The 16,477-nt window shown below is 69.7% G+C and carries 16 protein-coding genes; 9 read left to right on the top strand and 7 right to left on the bottom strand.

The window, feature by feature from the left end; all coding sequences use genetic code 11:
• Nucleotides 1-93: 93 nt before the first annotated feature.
• The 5 genes from folE to ACGHC0_RS18625 all read left to right on the top strand — a co-directional run bounded on the left by folE (nucleotide 94) and on the right by ACGHC0_RS18625 (nucleotide 3,419).
• A complete protein-coding gene (folE, locus tag ACGHC0_RS18645) occupies nucleotides 94-819 on the top strand; it encodes a GTP cyclohydrolase I (RefSeq protein ID WP_368352388.1) in 726 nt (241 codons plus the stop codon).
• 1 nt (nucleotide 820) lies between these two features.
• Complete coding sequence (locus tag ACGHC0_RS18640) at nucleotides 821-1,243, top strand: BLUF domain-containing protein (protein WP_368352387.1); 423 nt, start codon at nucleotides 821-823, stop codon at nucleotides 1,241-1,243.
• A 75-nt stretch (nucleotides 1,244-1,318) separates the two neighbouring features.
• The gene (locus ACGHC0_RS18635; RefSeq protein ID WP_368352386.1) at nucleotides 1,319-2,200 is read left to right on the top strand and encodes an EamA family transporter; all 882 of its coding nucleotides are present in this window, start codon (nucleotides 1,319-1,321) and stop codon (nucleotides 2,198-2,200) included.
• A 3-nt stretch (nucleotides 2,201-2,203) separates the two neighbouring features.
• Nucleotides 2,204-3,076 (top strand): DUF429 domain-containing protein, encoded by an 873-nt coding sequence (locus tag ACGHC0_RS18630; RefSeq protein ID WP_415266423.1) that lies wholly within the window; start codon nucleotides 2,204-2,206, stop codon nucleotides 3,074-3,076.
• Nucleotides 3,077-3,173: 97 nt separating this feature from the next.
• Nucleotides 3,174-3,419, top strand: a complete 246-nt coding sequence (locus ACGHC0_RS18625) for a hypothetical protein (RefSeq protein WP_368352384.1) — start codon at nucleotides 3,174-3,176, stop codon at nucleotides 3,417-3,419.
• A gap of 5 nt (nucleotides 3,420-3,424) precedes the next feature.
• On the opposite strand, the gene xopQ is transcribed toward ACGHC0_RS18625, so the two are convergent.
• Nucleotides 3,425-4,645 carry a type III secretion system effector XopQ gene (gene xopQ, locus ACGHC0_RS18620; protein WP_415268435.1) on the bottom strand — a complete coding sequence of 407 codons (1,221 nt, stop codon included), beginning with the start codon at nucleotides 4,643-4,645 and terminating at the stop codon, nucleotides 3,425-3,427.
• Between the two features lie 305 nt (nucleotides 4,646-4,950).
• Nucleotides 4,951-6,006 (bottom strand): LacI family DNA-binding transcriptional regulator, encoded by a 1,056-nt coding sequence (locus ACGHC0_RS18615; protein ID WP_368352383.1) that lies wholly within the window; start codon nucleotides 6,004-6,006, stop codon nucleotides 4,951-4,953.
• Between the two features lie 130 nt (nucleotides 6,007-6,136).
• On the opposite strand from ACGHC0_RS18615, the gene ACGHC0_RS18610 reads away from it, so the two are divergent.
• The 4 genes from ACGHC0_RS18610 (at nucleotide 6,137) to yjjJ (ending at nucleotide 11,670) form a co-directional block, all read left to right on the top strand.
• Entirely contained in the window at nucleotides 6,137-7,126 is a 990-nt protein-coding gene (locus ACGHC0_RS18610; RefSeq protein WP_368352382.1) for a Bug family tripartite tricarboxylate transporter substrate binding protein, read from the top strand.
• 211 nt (nucleotides 7,127-7,337) lie between these two features.
• Nucleotides 7,338-8,693, top strand: a complete 1,356-nt coding sequence (gene gudD, locus ACGHC0_RS18605) for a glucarate dehydratase (protein WP_368352381.1) — start codon at nucleotides 7,338-7,340, stop codon at nucleotides 8,691-8,693.
• 97 nt (nucleotides 8,694-8,790) lie between these two features.
• Nucleotides 8,791-10,251: an NADP-dependent succinate-semialdehyde dehydrogenase gene (gabD, locus tag ACGHC0_RS18600; protein ID WP_415266422.1), complete on the top strand. Its 1,461-nt coding sequence runs from the start codon at nucleotides 8,791-8,793 to the stop codon at nucleotides 10,249-10,251.
• A gap of 81 nt (nucleotides 10,252-10,332) precedes the next feature.
• On the top strand, nucleotides 10,333-11,670 hold the full coding sequence (gene yjjJ, locus ACGHC0_RS18595) for a type II toxin-antitoxin system HipA family toxin YjjJ (protein WP_415266421.1): 1,338 nt from the start codon (nucleotides 10,333-10,335) through the stop codon (nucleotides 11,668-11,670).
• A 31-nt stretch (nucleotides 11,671-11,701) separates the two neighbouring features.
• Here the strand turns inward: yjjJ and ACGHC0_RS18590 are convergent, their stop codons facing one another.
• The 5 genes from ACGHC0_RS18590 to ACGHC0_RS18570 all read right to left on the bottom strand — a co-directional run bounded on the left by ACGHC0_RS18590 (nucleotide 11,702) and on the right by ACGHC0_RS18570 (nucleotide 16,472).
• Nucleotides 11,702-12,307, bottom strand: a complete 606-nt coding sequence (locus ACGHC0_RS18590) for a hypothetical protein (protein ID WP_368352378.1) — start codon at nucleotides 12,305-12,307, stop codon at nucleotides 11,702-11,704.
• A gap of 100 nt (nucleotides 12,308-12,407) precedes the next feature.
• Nucleotides 12,408-13,895, bottom strand: coding sequence for an ABC transporter substrate-binding protein (locus ACGHC0_RS18585; RefSeq protein ID WP_415266420.1), 1,488 nt, complete (start codon nucleotides 13,893-13,895; stop codon nucleotides 12,408-12,410).
• Nucleotides 13,896-13,983: 88 nt separating this feature from the next.
• Entirely contained in the window at nucleotides 13,984-14,427 is a 444-nt protein-coding gene (locus ACGHC0_RS18580) for a HipA domain-containing protein (protein ID WP_415268434.1), read from the bottom strand.
• A 129-nt stretch (nucleotides 14,428-14,556) separates the two neighbouring features.
• The gene (locus ACGHC0_RS18575; protein WP_415266419.1) at nucleotides 14,557-15,378 is read right to left on the bottom strand and encodes an ATP-binding cassette domain-containing protein; all 822 of its coding nucleotides are present in this window, start codon (nucleotides 15,376-15,378) and stop codon (nucleotides 14,557-14,559) included.
• Nucleotides 15,379-15,422: 44 nt separating this feature from the next.
• Nucleotides 15,423-16,472, bottom strand: a complete 1,050-nt coding sequence (locus ACGHC0_RS18570; protein ID WP_415266418.1) for an ABC transporter ATP-binding protein — start codon at nucleotides 16,470-16,472, stop codon at nucleotides 15,423-15,425.
• Nucleotides 16,473-16,477: the final 5 nt, after the last annotated feature.

Here is a 16,477-nt window from a genome sequence, read left to right as displayed (position 1 = left end):
TTATTTGGTAGCTTGATGAGGCCGTCCGGCGCTGCCGGAGACGGCGAAACCCTGGTCGAGCCGGGTTGGCGCATCGCTGGTACCATCGCTTGCATGTTCACACACCTCGCCGACGATCCGAACAGTGTGCCCCCGCCCGAAGGCGCGCCTGTCTCGGCCAAGATCCGTGAGCGCCTGCTCGCGGCCCGCAAGCGGTTCCATGCCAACGACAACATCGCCGACTTCCTCGAGCCCGGCGAACTCGAGCAGCTGCTCGACGAGGTCGAGGCCAAGATGCAGGGCGTGCTCGACAGCATGGTCATCGACACGGCCGGCGACCACAACACCCAGGACACCGCCCGCCGCGTGGCGAAGATGTACCTGGGCGAGGTGTTCCGGGGCCGCTACGTCAAGCAGCCCGCGATCACCGAGTTCCCCAATGCCGAGCACCTGAACGAGCTCATGATCGTCGGGCCGATCACCGTGCGCAGCGCCTGCAGCCACCATTTCTGCCCCGTGATCGGCAAGCTGTGGATCGGCGTGCTGCCCAACGAGCACACCAACGTCATCGGCCTGTCGAAGTACGCGCGCCTCGTGGACTGGGTGATGGGGCGCCCTCAGATCCAGGAGGAGGCTGTGGTGCAGCTGGCCGACCTCATCATGGAAAAGACCCAGCCCGACGGCCTCGCGATCGTGATGGAGGCCAGCCACTTCTGCATGTCCTGGCGGGGCGTGCGCGAGATGGACAGCAAAATGCTGAACTCGGTGATGCGCGGCGTCTTCCTGAAGGACGCTGCGCTGCGCCGGGAATTCCTCTCGCTCATCCCCGGAAGGACCTGACATGCTCGTACGCCTGCTCTATGCGAGCCGCGCGGTGGACACCTCCAGCGCGGCCATCGAAGACATCCTGGCCCGGTCGCGCCAGCACAACCCGGGCAGCGGCATCACCGGGGTGCTGTGCTATGGCGGCGGCGTGTTCCTGCAGGCCATCGAGGGCGGCCGCTCCGCCGTGAACGAGCTCTATGGCCACATCCTGCGCGACGCCCGCCACAAGGACGTCGAGCTCCTGCATTTCGAGGAGATCGAGGAGCGCCGCTTCGGCGGCTGGACCATGGGCCAGGTGAACCTCGGCCGCATCAACCATTCGACCCTGCTGAAGTATTCCGAAAAGCCGGAACTGGATCCGTACCTGGTGTCCGGCCGGGTCTCCCTGGCGCTGCTGGAAGAGCTCATGGCCACGGCGTCGGTCATCGGCCGCACCTGACGCGGCGCGCCTGCAGCCTCCCGGGCCGCCGGGCGCTTCCCGATCCGCTACCGCCCTGCCGCCGCAGGGCCCCGCATGCCCCTTTCCGCCTTTGCCCTCATCCTGCTGGCCGGCCTCATCCACGCGGGCTGGAACATCGTCGCCAAGAAGGCGGGGGGCGATGCGCGCTTCGCCTTTTTCACCTCGGTGGTGATGATGGTTGTCTGGGCCCCGGTCGGCGCATGGCTGGGCCGGGAGGCCGTACCGCTCTGGGGCGCCGTGGAGTGGGGCTTCGTGGCCGCCAGCGGCCTGCTGCACGTCGCCTACTACGTGATCCTGCTGCGCGGCTACCGCAAGGCGGACCTCACAGTGGTGTATCCCGTGGCGCGGGGCTCGGGGCCGCTGCTGTCCTCGTTCGTGGCCATCGCCTTCCTGGGCGAGCACATCAGCGCGCTGGGCCTGGCCGGCATCGCGGGCGTGGTGGGCGGGGTGTTCCTCATCGCCGGCGGACCGGCTCTGCTGCGGGCATCGCACGATCCCGCCGCGCGCGCCCGCGTGCACAAGGGCATCGCCTACGGGCTGCTCACGGGCGCCTTCATCGCGAGCTACACCGTGGTGGATGGCTACGCCGTGAAGGTGCTGCTGATGTCGCCCATCCTCGTGGACTACATGGGCAACTTCGTGCGGGTGGCGCTGCTGGCTCCGGTCGTGCTGCGCGACGTGCCTGCGGCGCGGCGGCTCTGGCGCGCCCAGTGGCGCTTCGCTGTCGCCGTGGCGGTGGTGAGCCCGGTGGCCTACGTGCTGGTGCTCTATGCGATGCAGGAGGCGCCCATGTCGCATGTCGCGCCGGCCCGGGAGGTGTCGATGCTGTTCGCGGCCCTCATCGGCGGCCACCTGCTCGGCGAAGGCGACCGCGCGGCGCGCCTGGCGGGCGCCGTGCTCATCGCGGCCGGCGTGGTGGCGCTGGCATTGGGGTGATGGATGGCGGCAACGGAACTCCCCGCTGCACCTGTCCCCGGGCCGATGCTGCTCGGCTGCGACTTCTCCAGCAGCCCCGGCCGGCGCAAGCCCATCGTGCTCGCGCTCGGCCGCGAACGCGGGGGCCGGGTGGCGCTGTCGGGGCTGGAGCGGTTCGAAACACTGGAGTCCTTCGGCCGCTGGCTGGCAGCTCCCGGCGCCTGGGTGGGCGGCTTCGACCTGCCGTTCGGCCTGCCGCGCGGCCTGCTGGAGGCGCTGGGCTGGCCCATGGACTGGGCCGGCAGCATGGCCCACTACCGCGGCCTCACCCGGCCGCAGATCCGCGAAACCTTCGCTGCGTTCTGCGCCGCGCGCCCCGTGGGTGCGAAGTTCGCCCACCGGGCCACCGACGGGCCGGCCGGCTCCAGCACCTCGATGAAATGGGTGAACCCGCCCGTGGCCTACATGCTGCACGCGGGGCTGCCGCTGCTGATCGATGCGGGCGTGCACATTCCGGGGCTGCAGGCCGGTGATCCGGCGCGCGTGGCGCTGGAGGCCTACCCGGGCCTGCTGGCACGCGAGATCCTCGGGCGGCGCAGCTACAAGAGCGACGAAGCGGCGAAGCAGACCACCGAGCGCTTCATCGCCCGCAAGGACCTGGTCGCGGGTCTGGAGGCCGGTGCGACCCGCCTCGGCCTGCGGCTGGCGCTCACGCACGCGCAGCGGGACACGCTGGCCGGTGACGCGAGCGGCGACAGCCTGGATGCCGTGCTGTGCCTCGTGCAGGCCGCGTGGGCCGCGCAGCGCCATGCCCGGGGCGATGCACTCTACGGGCTGCCTGCCGGCATGGACCCCCTGGAAGGCTGGATCGTGACCGCGCCGTTTCCCGATCGCTGACGGCCCACGGCAAATCCCTGCTTTGCGCCGGCTTCACACGGGGGCCGCACAATGCGGCCAGGATCGCCGCGGATATCGGCGGCCGAAGGAGTTCCGCATGCTCGACAAGGCCATGGCAAGAAAGGTGGCATGGCGCCTGCCGGCCTGCGCCGCACTGGCAGCACTGTGCTGCATGGCCGCGCACGCCGGTCCGGCTGCCTGGTATTACTGGCGCAGCAAGGTGGATGGCCAGCGCGTCTGCGCGCAGGTGTCTCCCGGCCCTGGCTGGGAGCGCGACAGCGAACCCTACGAAGGTCCGGGATGCACGGCGCCGCGCAAGGTGTTCGTGATCCCGATGCGTTGATCCCGTCAGCTTCCCAGCGCGGTCTTGGCGAGCGCGGACATCAGGTTCCTGGCGTCCGCCGGGGCTGCCACCTGCCCGGCCCCGATCAGTTCCACCCCGCCCGTGCCCCGCGTTTCCACGGCGGCCGGGCGGAACAACATGCCTGCGGGCCCGTCGGCGGCGGCGAGCAGCGTGAGCGGATCGTAGAGGTTCAGCCGGCTGATGCTTTCCCACACCGCGTCGAAGGATGCCTCGGCGGACGCCCGCCACGCCTCGAAGGCCGGTGCGTCCTGCCCGGGTCGGGCGACGAACGTGTCATAGAACCAGCGTTTGTCGAGCCGGGCAATCTGGCCTTCCATGATGCTCCGCCACAGATGCCTGAGTGCGTCGCGCTGGATGTCCATCAGATAGCTGCCCACCGGGTGGCCGGTCTTGCCCAGCGCTTCGTAGAGCTCTGGTGGCACTGCCGCCTGGTAGGCGGCTTCCTTGCTGACGATGCGCAGCGGAATGCCGTATTCCTGGGCCGTGCGGTAGAACGCGCGCGCGGCGGCCTGGTCGGTGTGGTTGTTGTAGGCGCGCTCGTCGGGCTGCACCCACCCTTCGGCGTCCGGGGCCTGTTCGATGCCACCCATGATGACGATGCGTTCCACCTTCTCCCTGACGAGCGCGGGGTGCTGCTGCAGCAGGGCATTGGCATCGGTCATTCCGGCGATCGCCACCAGCGTGGCCTTGCCCTCCAGGCGTGCCAGGCTGCCGCCGATGTCCTGCCCTGCTTCCGGCGCCAGGCGCCCCTCCGGCGCGCGCAGCGGCTCTCCGCGCCGCAGAAAGACACCGTGGTCTGCCGATCGCCGGCCCATGTCGTACTCGCGGCCCGCCGATACGGCGACCTCGGGCATGCCGAGGGCATCGAATACCCCCTTGGCGAATCGCGCGCGTTCCTTCCTGACTTCGGCGGGCCCGAGTGTGGTCACGACATGGTGGATCTTCGCCAGCCCCATGTCCTGCAAGGGTTTTCCGATGACGAAGGACACCGCGTCGTCCGGGTCCTTGTTGGGGTCGCTGAACAGAATGCAGTTCTGCGGCCGGGCGGGGCGGGATTGTTTGAGCCGCTCGAGCACCGCCGCTTCCGCTGCGGACAGGGGCACCGGCGTCCGCGCTGGCCGCGAGCTTTCCGCCCGGGTCCATAGCGCCGCGAACAGCAGCGCGGGCCAGAGCGCTGTCGCCGGCGCCTGCCGGGGGGCGCGCAGCCCTGGGCGGGATGGTGGGCGGCCAAGGCCCGGTCCCCGGATGCCGCGCAGCTCTGCCAGCGGTCCTGCCGCATCGCGGCGGGATGAACGGCGGGTCGGCGACGGCGGTGCCGTGCCGCTTTCGCCGCCGGGCAACGGGTTTGCGGGCCGGGCGGATTCGGTGCGGCCCGGACGGAATGATGGAGGAATGGATGTCATCTTTCCATCCTGCGCGAACGCCGCCAGTGGCCGGATGGAAGAGCGCAGGGCCTTGCGGTACCGCGAAGCGCAACACGCCCTGCGTGGCTGCGCCTGCCGGCATCGCATCACACGCTCTCGCGCTCCACGATCGAGAACCCGATGTCCACCCGCGGTTCGGGCACGGCGCGGCCCTCCGCCCGGTCGGCGATGAAGGACGCGGCGATCCGGCCGATGCGCGTGCCGTCGATGCGCACGGTGGTCAGGCTGGGCGCCAGTGTGGCGGCGAACTCGATGTCGCCGAAACCCACCACGGCCAGGTCCAGCGGCACCGCGATGCCGCGCTCGCGGGCCTCCGTGAGCACCCCGAGCGCCAGCATGTCGGAACTGCAGAACACGGCATCGATGTCGGGGGCGGCCTTCCGCAGCGCAGCCAGTCCTTCGCGCCCCTGGGCATGCGACGTGGGGGCGGGCACCCGCCGCAGGACCGGCTCCTGCAGGCCCAGCTGCCGGGCGGCTTCGGAAAACCCCCGCTGGCGTCGCGCGGCGCGTTCGTCGTCGCCGCTGATGAGCGCCAGGCGGCGACGGCCGCGGCCATGCAGGTAGCGGCAGACGGCCTCGCCCAGCCGCTCGTGCGACAGCCCCACCAGCATGTCGATCGGCGTGGGCGTGGTGTCCCAGGTCTCCACCACGGGAATGCCCGAAGCGAGCAGCAGGCGCCGGCCCTCGGGGGAATGCATCACGCCCGTGAGCACGATGCCGTCTGGGCGCCGCCCGACGATGGCGCGCAGCAGTTCGTCCTCGCGCGACGCTGCGTAGCCCACTTCGCCGAACACCACCTGGAATCCGCGCGCATGCAGCGCATCGGTGAGCGACTGGATCATTTCCCCGAACAGCTGGCCGCGGATGGTGGGGACCAGGGCCATGACGAGGTGGCTGCGCGCAGAGCGCAGGCCGCCCGCCAGCAGGTTGGGCACGTAGCCCAGGGCGGACACGGCTTCCTCCACGCGGGCCCGGGTGGCCTCGCTGACCTGCTGCGGCGTCTTCAGCGCGCGGGAGACCGTGATCATCGATACCCCCGCACGGTCGGCCACTTCCCGCAAGGTGACGGCGGCGCGGGGCGCCGACCCGGGGCGGGCGGCCGGAGCGGGGGGCTGGGCAGGGGAGTCGGGGGGCAGGGCCATCCGGCAAGTCTAGGGTGTGCCGCTCCGCGTGATGGCGCCGGCGCCGGAACTGCCAATCCATCGTGCAGGGTTTACCCTCTGCGTTTGATGGATGTTAACGTTAACATCCGCAAAACAGGAGACAAAAGACATGTCCGCCACCCGATTCCGGCGCTGCCTCTGCGCCGCCCTTTCGCTGTCCGCCATGCTCTGCGCTGCGCCGTCCACGTTCGCGCAGGGAGCCTGGCCGGACAAGCCGGTCACCATCATCGTCCCGTTCCCCGCGGGCGGATCCACCGACATGGTGGCGCGCGCCATGGCCCAGTACATGGGGGACAGGCTGGGCCAGAGCTTCGTGGTGGACAACCGGCCCGGCGCGACCGGCACCATCGGCGCGGGCTTCGTGAAACGCTCGGCCCCCGATGGCCATACCCTGCTGGTGTCCTCGCTGGGCGCCTTCGTCGTCACGCCGCACCTGCAGAAGAACGTGCCCTACTACGCCACCAGGGATTTCGACTACATCACCGTGCCGGTGCAGGCGCCGAACGTGCTCGTGGCCAACGTGGCGCAGAAGGCCCGCACGGTGCCCGAGGTGATCGCCCAGCTCAAGGCCCAGCCCGGCAAGGTGAGCTTCGCGAGTTCGGGCAACGGCTCTTCCGACCACCTGGCCGCGGAGGTGTTCTGGCAGCAGACCGGCACGCAGGGTCTGCACATCCCCTACAAGGGCGGCGCGCCGGCCATCAACGACCTGCTGGGCAACCAGGTGGACTTCTCTTTCCAGAACGTGAACGCCGTGCTGCCGCACATCCGCGCGGGCAAACTGCATGCCATCGCCGTCACCGGCAGCAAGCGTTCGCCCGTGCTGCCCGACGTGCCCACGCTGGCCGAGGCCGGGGTGGCGGGTGCCGAGGTGTATTCCTGGCAGGGCATGGTCGCGCCCAGGGGCCTGCCCGCCGCCGTGAAGGACAAGCTCGCCGCTGCCGCCATCGCATCGATGAAGGACCTGGCCGTGCGCAGGCGCATGGAAGAGCAGGGCCTGGAAATCGTGGCCAGCACGCCGGCCGAATTCACCGCCTTCCAGGCCCGCGAATGGACCCGCTGGAAGCAGCTCATCGAAACGCGCAAGATCACTTCCGACTAGTGAACAGCACCTCCCTGAGCGGCTGCGCCGCTTCCCTCCGCTCTCGCCGTGCTGCGCACGGCGGGCAGAGGGACGCCGCCGGTGGCCCGGCAAAGCCGGTTCCACGGCGTCCGCTGGCGTGGCCTGCTCCGCGGCCATCGGACGGTTACAGGGCGTGCGTCGGACACGGTACCAGCGGACCGCCTTACCCACTTTCCTTTTCTCATTCACCATGACACCTTCCGACAACCTCCAGGCCCCGGGCGCCACGCCCGTCATCACCGACCTGCGCGTCGTGCCCGTGGCCGGCCACGACAGCATGCTGCTGAACCTGAGCGGCGCGCACGGCCCGTTCTTCACGCGCAACCTGCTGATCCTGCGCGACAGCGCCGGCCGCACCGGCGTGGGCGAGGTGCCGGGCGGCGAGAAGATCCGGCAGACGCTCGAGGACGCGCGCGCGCTGATCGTGGGTCAGGGCGTGGGCAACCACCGCGCGGTGCTGAACGCGATGCGTGCGCGCTTCGCCGACCGCGACAGTGGCGGCCGCGGCCTGCAGACCTTCGACCTGCGCGTGACCATCCATGCGCTCACCGCCGTGGAGTCGTGCTTCCTCGACCTGCTGGGCCAGCACCTGGGCGTGCCCGTGGCCGCGCTGCTCGGCGACGGGCAGCAGCGCGAGGCCGTGCAGGTCCTGGGCTACCTCTTCTACGTCGGCGATCGCCGCAGGACCGACCTGGCCTACCGCGACGAGTCCGGCGCGCAGGACGACTGGTTCCGCCTGCGCAACGAGGAAGCGCTCACGCCCGAGGCCATCGTGCGCCTGGCGGAGGCCACGCATGCGCGCTACGGCTTCGCCGACTTCAAGCTCAAGGGCGGCGTGCTGCGCGGCGAGGACGAGGTCGAGGCGATCCGCGCGCTGCACGAGCGCTTCCCGCAGGCGCGCGTCACGCTCGATCCCAACGGCGGCTGGCTGCTGAAGGATGCCGTGCGCCTCACCCGCGACCTGCACGGCGTGATGGCCTATGCCGAAGACCCGTGCGGCGCCGAGGGCGTTTATTCCGGCCGCGAGGTGATGGCCGAATTCCGCCGCGCCACCGGCCTGCCCACGGCCACCAACATGGTCGCCACCGACTGGCGCGAGATGTCTCACAGCCTGTCGCTGCAGTCGGTGGACATCCCGCTGGCCGACCCGCATTTCTGGACCATGGCCGGGTCGGTGCGCGTCGCACAGGTGTGCGAGGCCTTCGGCCTGACCTGGGGCTCGCACTCCAACAACCACTTCGACGTGTCGCTCGCCATGTTCACGCACGTGGCGGCCGCGGCGCCCGGCAAGGTCACGGCCATCGACACCCACTGGATCTGGCAGGACGGCCAGCACCTCACGCGCGAGCCCTACCGCATCGAAGGCGGGCAGATCCAGGTGCCGCAGCGCCCCGGCCTGGGGCTGGAGCTGGACATGGACGCAGTGGAGGCCGCGCACCGGCTCTACCTGGAGCACGGCCTGGGCGCACGCGACGATGCAGTCGCCATGCAGTACCTCGTGCCGGGCTGGCGCTTCGACAACAAGCGGCCCTGCATGGTCCGCTGAGGGGTTGCGGCACCGCCCGCCGGTTCGGGTGGATGCCCTACAGCCGCGCCAGGCAGGGCGCGATAGGGTCTCTTCGTTTCTTTCAGGAGACCCTTGCATGCTGAAGCTCAAGAACCCCGGCCTGCTGCGCGAGCAGGCCTTTCTGGACGGCCGGTGGGTGGACGCCGACGACGGCGGCACCATCGACGTGACCAATCCCGCCACGGGCGAATCCGTGGCCTGCGTGCCGCGCATGGGCGCGGCCGAAGCCCGCCGCGCCATCGAGGCCGCGAACCGGGCCTGGGGCCCCTGGCGCCGGCGCACGGCCAAGGACCGCGCCGCCATCCTGCGCCGCTGGAACGACCTCATGCTGGCGAACGCCGACGATCTGGCCGCCATCATGACCGCGGAGCAGGGCAAGCCGCTGGCCGAGGCCAAAGGCGAGATCACCTATGCGGCGTCCTTCATCGAATGGTTCGCGGAAGAAGGCAAGCGCGTGCACGGCGACACGCTCGCCTCGCCCGCGGCCGACAAGCGCATCGTGGTGCTCAAGGAGCCGATCGGCGTCTGCGCGGCGATCACGCCGTGGAACTTCCCCGCCGCGATGATCACGCGCAAGGCCGGCCCGGCGCTCGCGGCCGGCTGTCCGATGGTGCTCAAGCCCGCCAGTGCCACGCCGCTCTCGGCGCTGGCCCTCGCGGTGCTCGCAGAGGAAGCCGGCGTGCCGCCCGGCGTGTTCAGCGTGCTCACCGGCGGCTCCAGCGACATCGGCGGCGAGATGACCTCCAACCCGCTGGTGCGCAAGCTCACCTTCACGGGCTCCACCGAAACCGGCCGCGCCCTGATGCGACAGAGTGCGGACACCATCAAGAAGCTCTCGCTGGAGCTGGGCGGCAACGCACCCTTCATCGTGTTCGACGATGCCGACCTGGACGCTGCCGTGCAGGGCGCCATCGCTTCCAAGTTCCGCAACGCCGGACAGACCTGCGTGTGCGCCAACCGCATCTACGTGCAGGCCGGCGTGTACGACGCTTTCGCGGACAAGCTGGCCGAGGCCGTGCGGCGCCTGAAGGTGGGCAACGGCATGGACGAGGGCGTGGAGCAGGGCCCGCTCATCGACGAAGCCGCCGTGAAAAAGGTGCAGGAGCACCTGAAGGACGCCGTGGCCAAGGGCGCGCGGGTCCTCACCGGCGGCAAGCCGCATGCATTGGGCGGCACCTTCTTCGAGCCGACCGTGCTGGCCGATGCCACACCGCAGATGCAGCTCTCGCGCGAGGAAACCTTCGGCCCGGTCGCGCCGCTCTTCCGTTTCGACTCCGACGAGGAAGCCGTGCGGCTGGCCAACGACACCGAATTCGGCCTGGCGAGCTACTTCTACAGCCGCGACATCCAGCGCGTCTGGCGCGTGGCCGAATCGCTCGAGTACGGCATCGTGGGCATCAACACCGGACTGATCTCGAACGAGGTCGGCCCGTTCGGCGGTGTAAAGCAGTCGGGCCTGGGACGCGAAGGGTCGCACTACGGCATCGACGACTACGTGGTCATCAAGTACCTGTGCCTGGGGGGCATGGAGCCCTGATACTGCGTCGCGAAATGGACTGAAGGAATAGAATATCTATTCATTTATCTATTCATTTATCTATTCATACGTCCATTCAAAATGTACTCCGACGCGTTGCGCCTGGCACTGCGGAAGGGGCCCCACACTGCGCGTGCGCTGTCTGAGCGCCTGCGCGTGAGCCAGCCGACCATCTCCCGGGCGATCGCAGTGCTGGGCGATGAGGTGCTGCGGCTGGGGCGGGCCCGATCTATTCAGTATGTGTTGCGGGATCTCTCGCGCGGGCATGCCGCCGTTCCCGTGCACCGCGTGGATCCCCAGGGGCGTGCGCACTGGCTGGGCGATCTGCTGCCGGTGCATCCAGAGGGTTATGTGATGCGCCAGGCCGATGGCGTGGTGCTGCACAGCGACGGTCTTCCGTGGTGGCTCTTCGACATGCGGCCCCAGGGTTATCTGGGGCGGGCATTTCTGCTTCGCCATGGTCGCGCCCTGGGACTTCCGCAGCGGCTCCCGGACTGGTCGGACAAGGATGTCATGCGCGCCCTCATCGCAGAGGGCGGTGATACGGTGGGCAACCTGCTGCTCGGCGATACCGCAGTCCACCAGTTCGTGCATGGTCCCGTCCCTGAACCGATCCCCCTGCCAGAGAAGGCTGCTGTGTACGCAGGGCTGGCTGATGCTGCAGCACGTGGCGAGGTGCCCGGATCCTCCGCTGGCGGGGAACAGCCGAAATTCACGGCCTTTGCCGAAACCCCCGCCGGCCCCCGGCATGTCCTGGTGAAGTTCACCGAGGCCGAGCCGAGCCCCGTGAGCGAGCGCTGGCGCGACCTGCTGCTGGCCGAGCATCTCGCTCTGAATGTCCTGTTGGAAGCTGGAATCCCGGCGTCCCGCACCGCCGTGATCGACCATGCGGGACAGCGGTTCCTCGAAGTGGAGCGATTCGACCGGGTGGGGGCGACAGGGCGCATCGGCCTGGTCTCGCTGGCCGCGCTGGACGCCGAATTCTTGGGCCAGGGCACAGGCGGCTGGCCGCCGATCGTTCAGGCGCTGGCTCGGCAGCGGTGCGTGTGCCCCGAAGCGGTGGAGATGACCAGCCGGCTCTGGGCCTTCGGCACGCTGATCGGCAATACCGACATGCATACCGGCAACCTCTCGTTCATTTCCGGGCAGGGGCGGCCGTATGAGCTCGCACCGGCCTACGACATGACTCCGATGGCGTTCGCGCCGCGCAGCGGTGGGGGCGTGCCGGCCGCGGTGCCTGACCCGGTCATCCTGCCCGGTGTGCCCTCGGGAACCTGGGGGGATGCCGTCCTGATGGCCCGTCAGTACTTGGCCGCGCTGCGTGGCGCTTCCGGTTTCAGCGATCGCTTCTCCGCCTGTGTGGACGCGCTGCAAACCCATGTGGATACGGCCGCCGCGCGCGTCGCACGGCTGGGTTAGCCCGTTGCAGGCGCAGGCCGGCGATCGCCGCTCAGCCCTCCACCAGCGCCAGGTACGCCCGCCGCGTCTCCGGCGATACCGATTCCACCAGCTGCTGGTGCGGCGTGCGGTGGCGGGCCACCATGCGCGCCGAGGCCACCGTCTTCGACTTGCAGAACCAGTGGCAGGTGTGCTGCATCAGCAGCAGCTCCGCCGTCAGCGTGAAGGCCTTGTCGCGCTGCGTGAGGCCGGCATCATTGCGCACGCCGCGCGCGATGCCCTGCGCATGGACCACGAACGCCTGCCGCAGGTCGAACGATGCCGCGGGAAACAGCTGCAGCGCGAAGGGCAGTGCCACCGGAATGCGGCTCACGCGCGTCTTCTCGGGCGGCACCTGCGAAAACTCCGCCGCGAAGCGCTGGAACTGCTCCGCCAGTTGCTGCTCCGTGGTGCGCAGCAACTGCCAGATCTGGTCGCGCCGCGCTTCTTCCTTCTCGCCGAGCGCTCGCAGGTAGCCCTCCAGCAGGTTCTCCATGAGCTTTTCGATCTGGTAGTTCGCCAGGTGGCGGGCCAGCAGGCCGATGCGGCGGCGCTGCTGCCGCAGGTTCAGCATGTGCACGCCGGCGGCGATGAGGGCCGCCATGATCAAGGTATCCATTCGGTGGGAGTGTCCAGGGAAGTGGGGGCGAAAAAAGCGGGCGTGCCGCGGGCTCACGCCCGGCGTCTTGCCGGCCTGCTCGGCATGCCGGAGGTTTCCGTCAGGCCCACGACAGCGCCGACAGGTCGTTGGCGAAGATGGGCATGTCCTTCCACAGGCCACGCAGGTTGCGGTTCGCCACCGTGGCCCATTGCGCCTGGTAGAGGAAGGCGTGGACGCAGTCCTCCGCAAGCAGGCGTTGCGCATCGCCCAGCAGCCGCGCCCGGTCGGCGGGCTGGGCCGTGTTCCTGATCTGCTCGTAGAGCGCGTCGAACCGCGGCGAACGGTATCCCCAGTAGTAGTCGGGCTTGGCGAAATTGCCCAGGTCGAAGGGCTCCACGTGGGAGATCAGCGTGAGGTCGTAGTTCTTGTTGGCATAGGTGCCGCTCAGCCACTGCGCCCATTCCACGTTGCGCGGCTTCGCCACGATGCCCACCTTGGCCAGCTGTGCAGCGATCACCTCGCCGCCCTGGCGCGCATAGGGTGTGGGGGGCAGCGTCAGCGTGAGTTCCAGCGGCGTCTTCACGCCGGCCTCGGCCAGCAGCCGCCGGGCCTTGTCGGGGTCGTAGGGGTTGATGCCCGTGGTGTCCACGTAGCCGAACGCGCCCGGTACGTAATGGCTGCCGATGGGAACGCCCAGCCCGTCCGCGCCGCCCTGGATCACGGCCTTGCGGTCGATGGCCGCCGCGATGGCACGGCGCACGCGCACGTCGTCCAGCGGCTTGCGCTGGTTGTTGATCGCGAGGATGGTCTTGGCGCGGGAGCCGCTCACGATCACCTGGAAGCGCGGGTTGGCCTTGAACTGGGGCACGCTGCGCGGCGCCACGCGGGGGAACGCGTCCACGTCGCCCGCCATCAGGGCCGCCACCTGGGCGGCAGGATCGGAGATGAAGCGGAACACCGCGCGGCGTATCTTCGCCGTGCCCGGCGTGCGGTAGCCGTCCCACGCGGACAGCGTGACGGATGCCCCCTGGCTCCAGGCCGTGAACCGGTAGGGCCCCGTGCCCACCGGCCGCACGCCGTTGCCCTCCGCACTCGTGGGCTCCACGATCGCAGCGGTGGCCTGGCCGAGCAGGAACAGCAGGTCCGGATCGACTTCCTTGCTGACGACGGTCACCGTGTTCTCGTCCACCACCTGCGTGGCGAGGTTCGCGAAGGTGCGCTTGTCCTTGTTGGTGCTTCTCTCGCCGGCCGCACGGTCGAAGGAGTACTTCACCGCCGCGGCATTGAAGGGGGCGCCATTGTGGAATTTCACGCCCCTGCGCAGGTGGAACGTGATGGTCTTCAGGTCCGGCGAGATGTCCCACCGCTCCGCCAGCAGCGGGGAGGTACTGCCGTCGGGATTGATCCGGGTCAATGTCTCGAACACGTTGTAGAGCGTGATCTCGCCGATGGCAGATGCCGCACCGGAAGTCGGATCCAGGCCCGGCGGTTCCAGCGTCATCGCGAGCACGACGCCGTCCTTGCGGGGCTGGGCCAGGGCAGGCAGCGGCAGTGCCAGCGGCGAGGCGGCGGCAGCGGCGAGGAGGGTGCGGCGGTCGATGGGCATGGGGTTCGTGTCTCCGGTCGGTCCGGGTGTGTTTGTACACCACGTGGCGCCTTCCGCCATGCTGGCTGCATCCCCGGGGCCGGGCGTCTCAGAGGAATGCACGCCTTTGCCGGTGCAGGGCGTCCCGGTCGATGCTGGCCTCCAGCCGTTCCAGGTCTGCGGTGGATATTCCCTCGCGGGCGAAGTGGGCCTTCCAGCCATCGACCGCGCGGGCCACCTCCCGAACCAGCTCGAGGGCCCGCGGTGCGCGGATGCCGAATTCGCTCAGTTCCGTGAGTGCGTTGTCGAGGCTCGATTCGGTGCCAGCCGTGCCGACCGACATGGCCTGGTAGCCCAGGTTCTGCAGCGTCGGCACCACGTCGTAGGCCGGCGAGAGTGCGTAGTAGCCGTCGAACTCCAGGCGCAGGCTGTGATTGCGTTCGTGGTCGTCGGTGTTGTCCATGAGGATGTTGAACACCATGCGCCTGAACAGCTCCTCGCGCTGCGCTGCCTGCGTGTCCGGATGGCCCAGGCGCAGAAGGACGGTGGCCAGGGCTCCGTAGCTCTCGCCCAGTCCGGTTCTGGCGAGGCATTCTTAGATATTACTCAATCGCCGTGTCGCCACAAATCTATGAATGAAAAATTGATTCATAGAAGAATGAAAAGGACGATTTACAGAGATCTATGAATACGATGAGTTATCCTCACGAACACCTGGCACCCTCGGAACGGCTGCCACCAGCTCCCGCGTATAGGAATGCGCGGGTGAGCGGAACAGCACGTCCGGCGCTCCCCGCTCCACGATGCGGCCTTCCTTGAGCACCACAACCTCGTCGCACAGGTGGCGGACCACGGCCAGATCGTGGCTGATGAGCAGGAAGGAGAGCCCGGCCCGCTCCTGCAGGTCCTGCAGCAGGTTCAGTACCTGGGCCTGCACGGAGACGTCGAGCGCGCTGACCGGCTCGTCGGCCACGACCAGGGCCGGGCGGGTGACGATGGCCCGCGCGATCGCGATGCGCTGGCGCTGGCCGCCGGAGAATTCGTGCGGATACTTGCCCGCGTCGGACGGGCGCAGGCCCACCTGGGCCAGCACTTCGGCCACGCGCTCGCGCTGCTGCGGGCGGGGCAGGCCTTCCAGCGCGGCCAGCGGTTCGGCCACGATGCGCTCCACGGTCATGCGCGGATCCAGCGAGCCATACGGGTCCTGGAACACCATCTGCACATCGCGCCGTGCCGCGCGCAGGTCCGCCGCACCAAGCGCGTGCAGATCGCGTCCCCGCAGCCGCACCTGGCCCGCGGTCGGCGTGTCCAGCGCCATCACGAGCCGCGCCAGCGTGGACTTGCCCGATCCCGATTCACCCACCACCCCCAGGCTGCGGCCCGGCGCCAGCGTGAAGTCCACGCCGTCCAGTGCCCGGAAGCGCGGGGCCGGAGTCCACAGGCGCTCGCGCGGCAGCGGGTAGTCGCGCACCAGGCCGCGCACTTCCAGCAGCGGTGCCGGCATCCCGGCGGCCTCCGCCGCTGCGCGGCCAGGGGTGTCCTGCCGGCTCACCGCCGTGCCTCCGACGCGTGCGCAGCCTCGACGGCTTCCAGCCGGATGCAGCGCGCATGGTGCGCCGGCCCCACCTCCACCGGCTCCGGCAGGCCGGCGTCGCAGTCCGGCACCGTGAAGGCGCAGCGGCCCGCGAACGGACAGCCAGGCGGCAGTGCGCCGATCTCCGGCACCGTGCCGGGAATGGTCGGCAGCCGTGGCCGGCCGCCGCCCGCCGCGGCTGCACTTCCGGTGTCGTCCGTCCAGCGCGGCCGCGCGGCGAACAGCCCGCGCGTGTAGGGATGGGCGCGGTGCGCGAACACCTCGCGCGTCGGGCCGTCTTCGACCACGCTGCCGCCGTACATCACCAGCACCCGGTCCACGTTCTGCGCGACCACGCCCAGATCGTGCGAGATCAGCACCAGCGCCATGCCCCGCTCGGCCACGAGCCCCGCGATCAGTTCCAGGATCTGGCGCTGCACGGTGGCATCCAGCGCAGTCGTCGGTTCGTCGGCGATCAGCACATCCGGCCCGCAGGCCAGCGCCATCGCGATGGTGATGCGCTGGCGCTGCCCGCCCGAGAATTCATGCGGATAGGCGTCGAAGCGGTGCGCTGCCCTCGGTATGCCCACCCGGTCCAGCAATGCCACCGCCTGTGCGCGCGCGTCGGCACGTCCCAGGCCGAGATGCCGCCGCAGCGGCTCGGCCACCTGCGCGCCGATGGTATGCACGGGATTGAGCGCCGTCATCGGCTCCTGGAACACCATCGCGATGCGCCGCCCGCGCAGGCGCGCCAGCTCGGCGTCGGGCAGGTCCAGCAGGTCCTGGCCGTCGAAGCGCACGCGGCCCGCGGCCCGGGCGCCTTCGGGCAGCAGGCCCATCAGCGCCATCGCGGTGAGCGACTTTCCGCAGCCCGATTCGCCCACCAGGCCGAGCGTACCGCCGCGTGCGAGCGTGAAATCCACCCCGCGCACCGCGCGCGCCATGCCATGGCGGGTGGGCAGCTTCACCTGGAGGCCGCGCACCTCGAGCAGGGCGCCAGGGGCGGGGGGAGGGGGAAGGAGCATCCCGG

This window comes from Acidovorax sacchari (assembly GCF_042847045.1).
Taxonomy (GTDB): Bacteria; Pseudomonadota; Gammaproteobacteria; order Burkholderiales; family Burkholderiaceae_C; genus Paracidovorax; species Paracidovorax sacchari.
Note: the sequence above shows the minus strand (reverse complement) of the source record. Positions and strands in the feature narration are given on the sequence as shown.

Coding starts and splice junctions, on each gene's coding strand:
- folE (WP_368352388.1), top strand. CDS start 94: ATGTTCACACACCTCGCCGACGATCCGAACAGTGTGCCCCCGCCCGAA.
- ACGHC0_RS18640 (WP_368352387.1), top strand. CDS start 821: ATGCTCGTACGCCTGCTCTATGCGAGCCGCGCGGTGGACACCTCCAGC.
- ACGHC0_RS18635 (WP_368352386.1), top strand. CDS start 1,319: ATGCCCCTTTCCGCCTTTGCCCTCATCCTGCTGGCCGGCCTCATCCAC.
- ACGHC0_RS18630 (WP_415266423.1), top strand. CDS start 2,204: ATGGCGGCAACGGAACTCCCCGCTGCACCTGTCCCCGGGCCGATGCTG.
- ACGHC0_RS18625 (WP_368352384.1), top strand. CDS start 3,174: ATGCTCGACAAGGCCATGGCAAGAAAGGTGGCATGGCGCCTGCCGGCC.
- ACGHC0_RS18615 (WP_368352383.1), bottom strand. CDS start 6,006: ATGGCCCTGCCCCCCGACTCCCCTGCCCAGCCCCCCGCTCCGGCCGCC.
- ACGHC0_RS18610 (WP_368352382.1), top strand. CDS start 6,137: ATGTCCGCCACCCGATTCCGGCGCTGCCTCTGCGCCGCCCTTTCGCTG.
- gudD (WP_368352381.1), top strand. CDS start 7,338: ATGACACCTTCCGACAACCTCCAGGCCCCGGGCGCCACGCCCGTCATC.
- gabD (WP_415266422.1), top strand. CDS start 8,791: ATGCTGAAGCTCAAGAACCCCGGCCTGCTGCGCGAGCAGGCCTTTCTG.
- yjjJ (WP_415266421.1), top strand. CDS start 10,333: ATGTACTCCGACGCGTTGCGCCTGGCACTGCGGAAGGGGCCCCACACT.
- ACGHC0_RS18590 (WP_368352378.1), bottom strand. CDS start 12,307: ATGGATACCTTGATCATGGCGGCCCTCATCGCCGCCGGCGTGCACATG.
- ACGHC0_RS18585 (WP_415266420.1), bottom strand. CDS start 13,895: ATGCCCATCGACCGCCGCACCCTCCTCGCCGCTGCCGCCGCCTCGCCG.
- ACGHC0_RS18575 (WP_415266419.1), bottom strand. CDS start 15,378: ATGCCGGCACCGCTGCTGGAAGTGCGCGGCCTGGTGCGCGACTACCCG.
- ACGHC0_RS18570 (WP_415266418.1), bottom strand. CDS start 16,472: ATGCTCCTTCCCCCTCCCCCCGCCCCTGGCGCCCTGCTCGAGGTGCGC.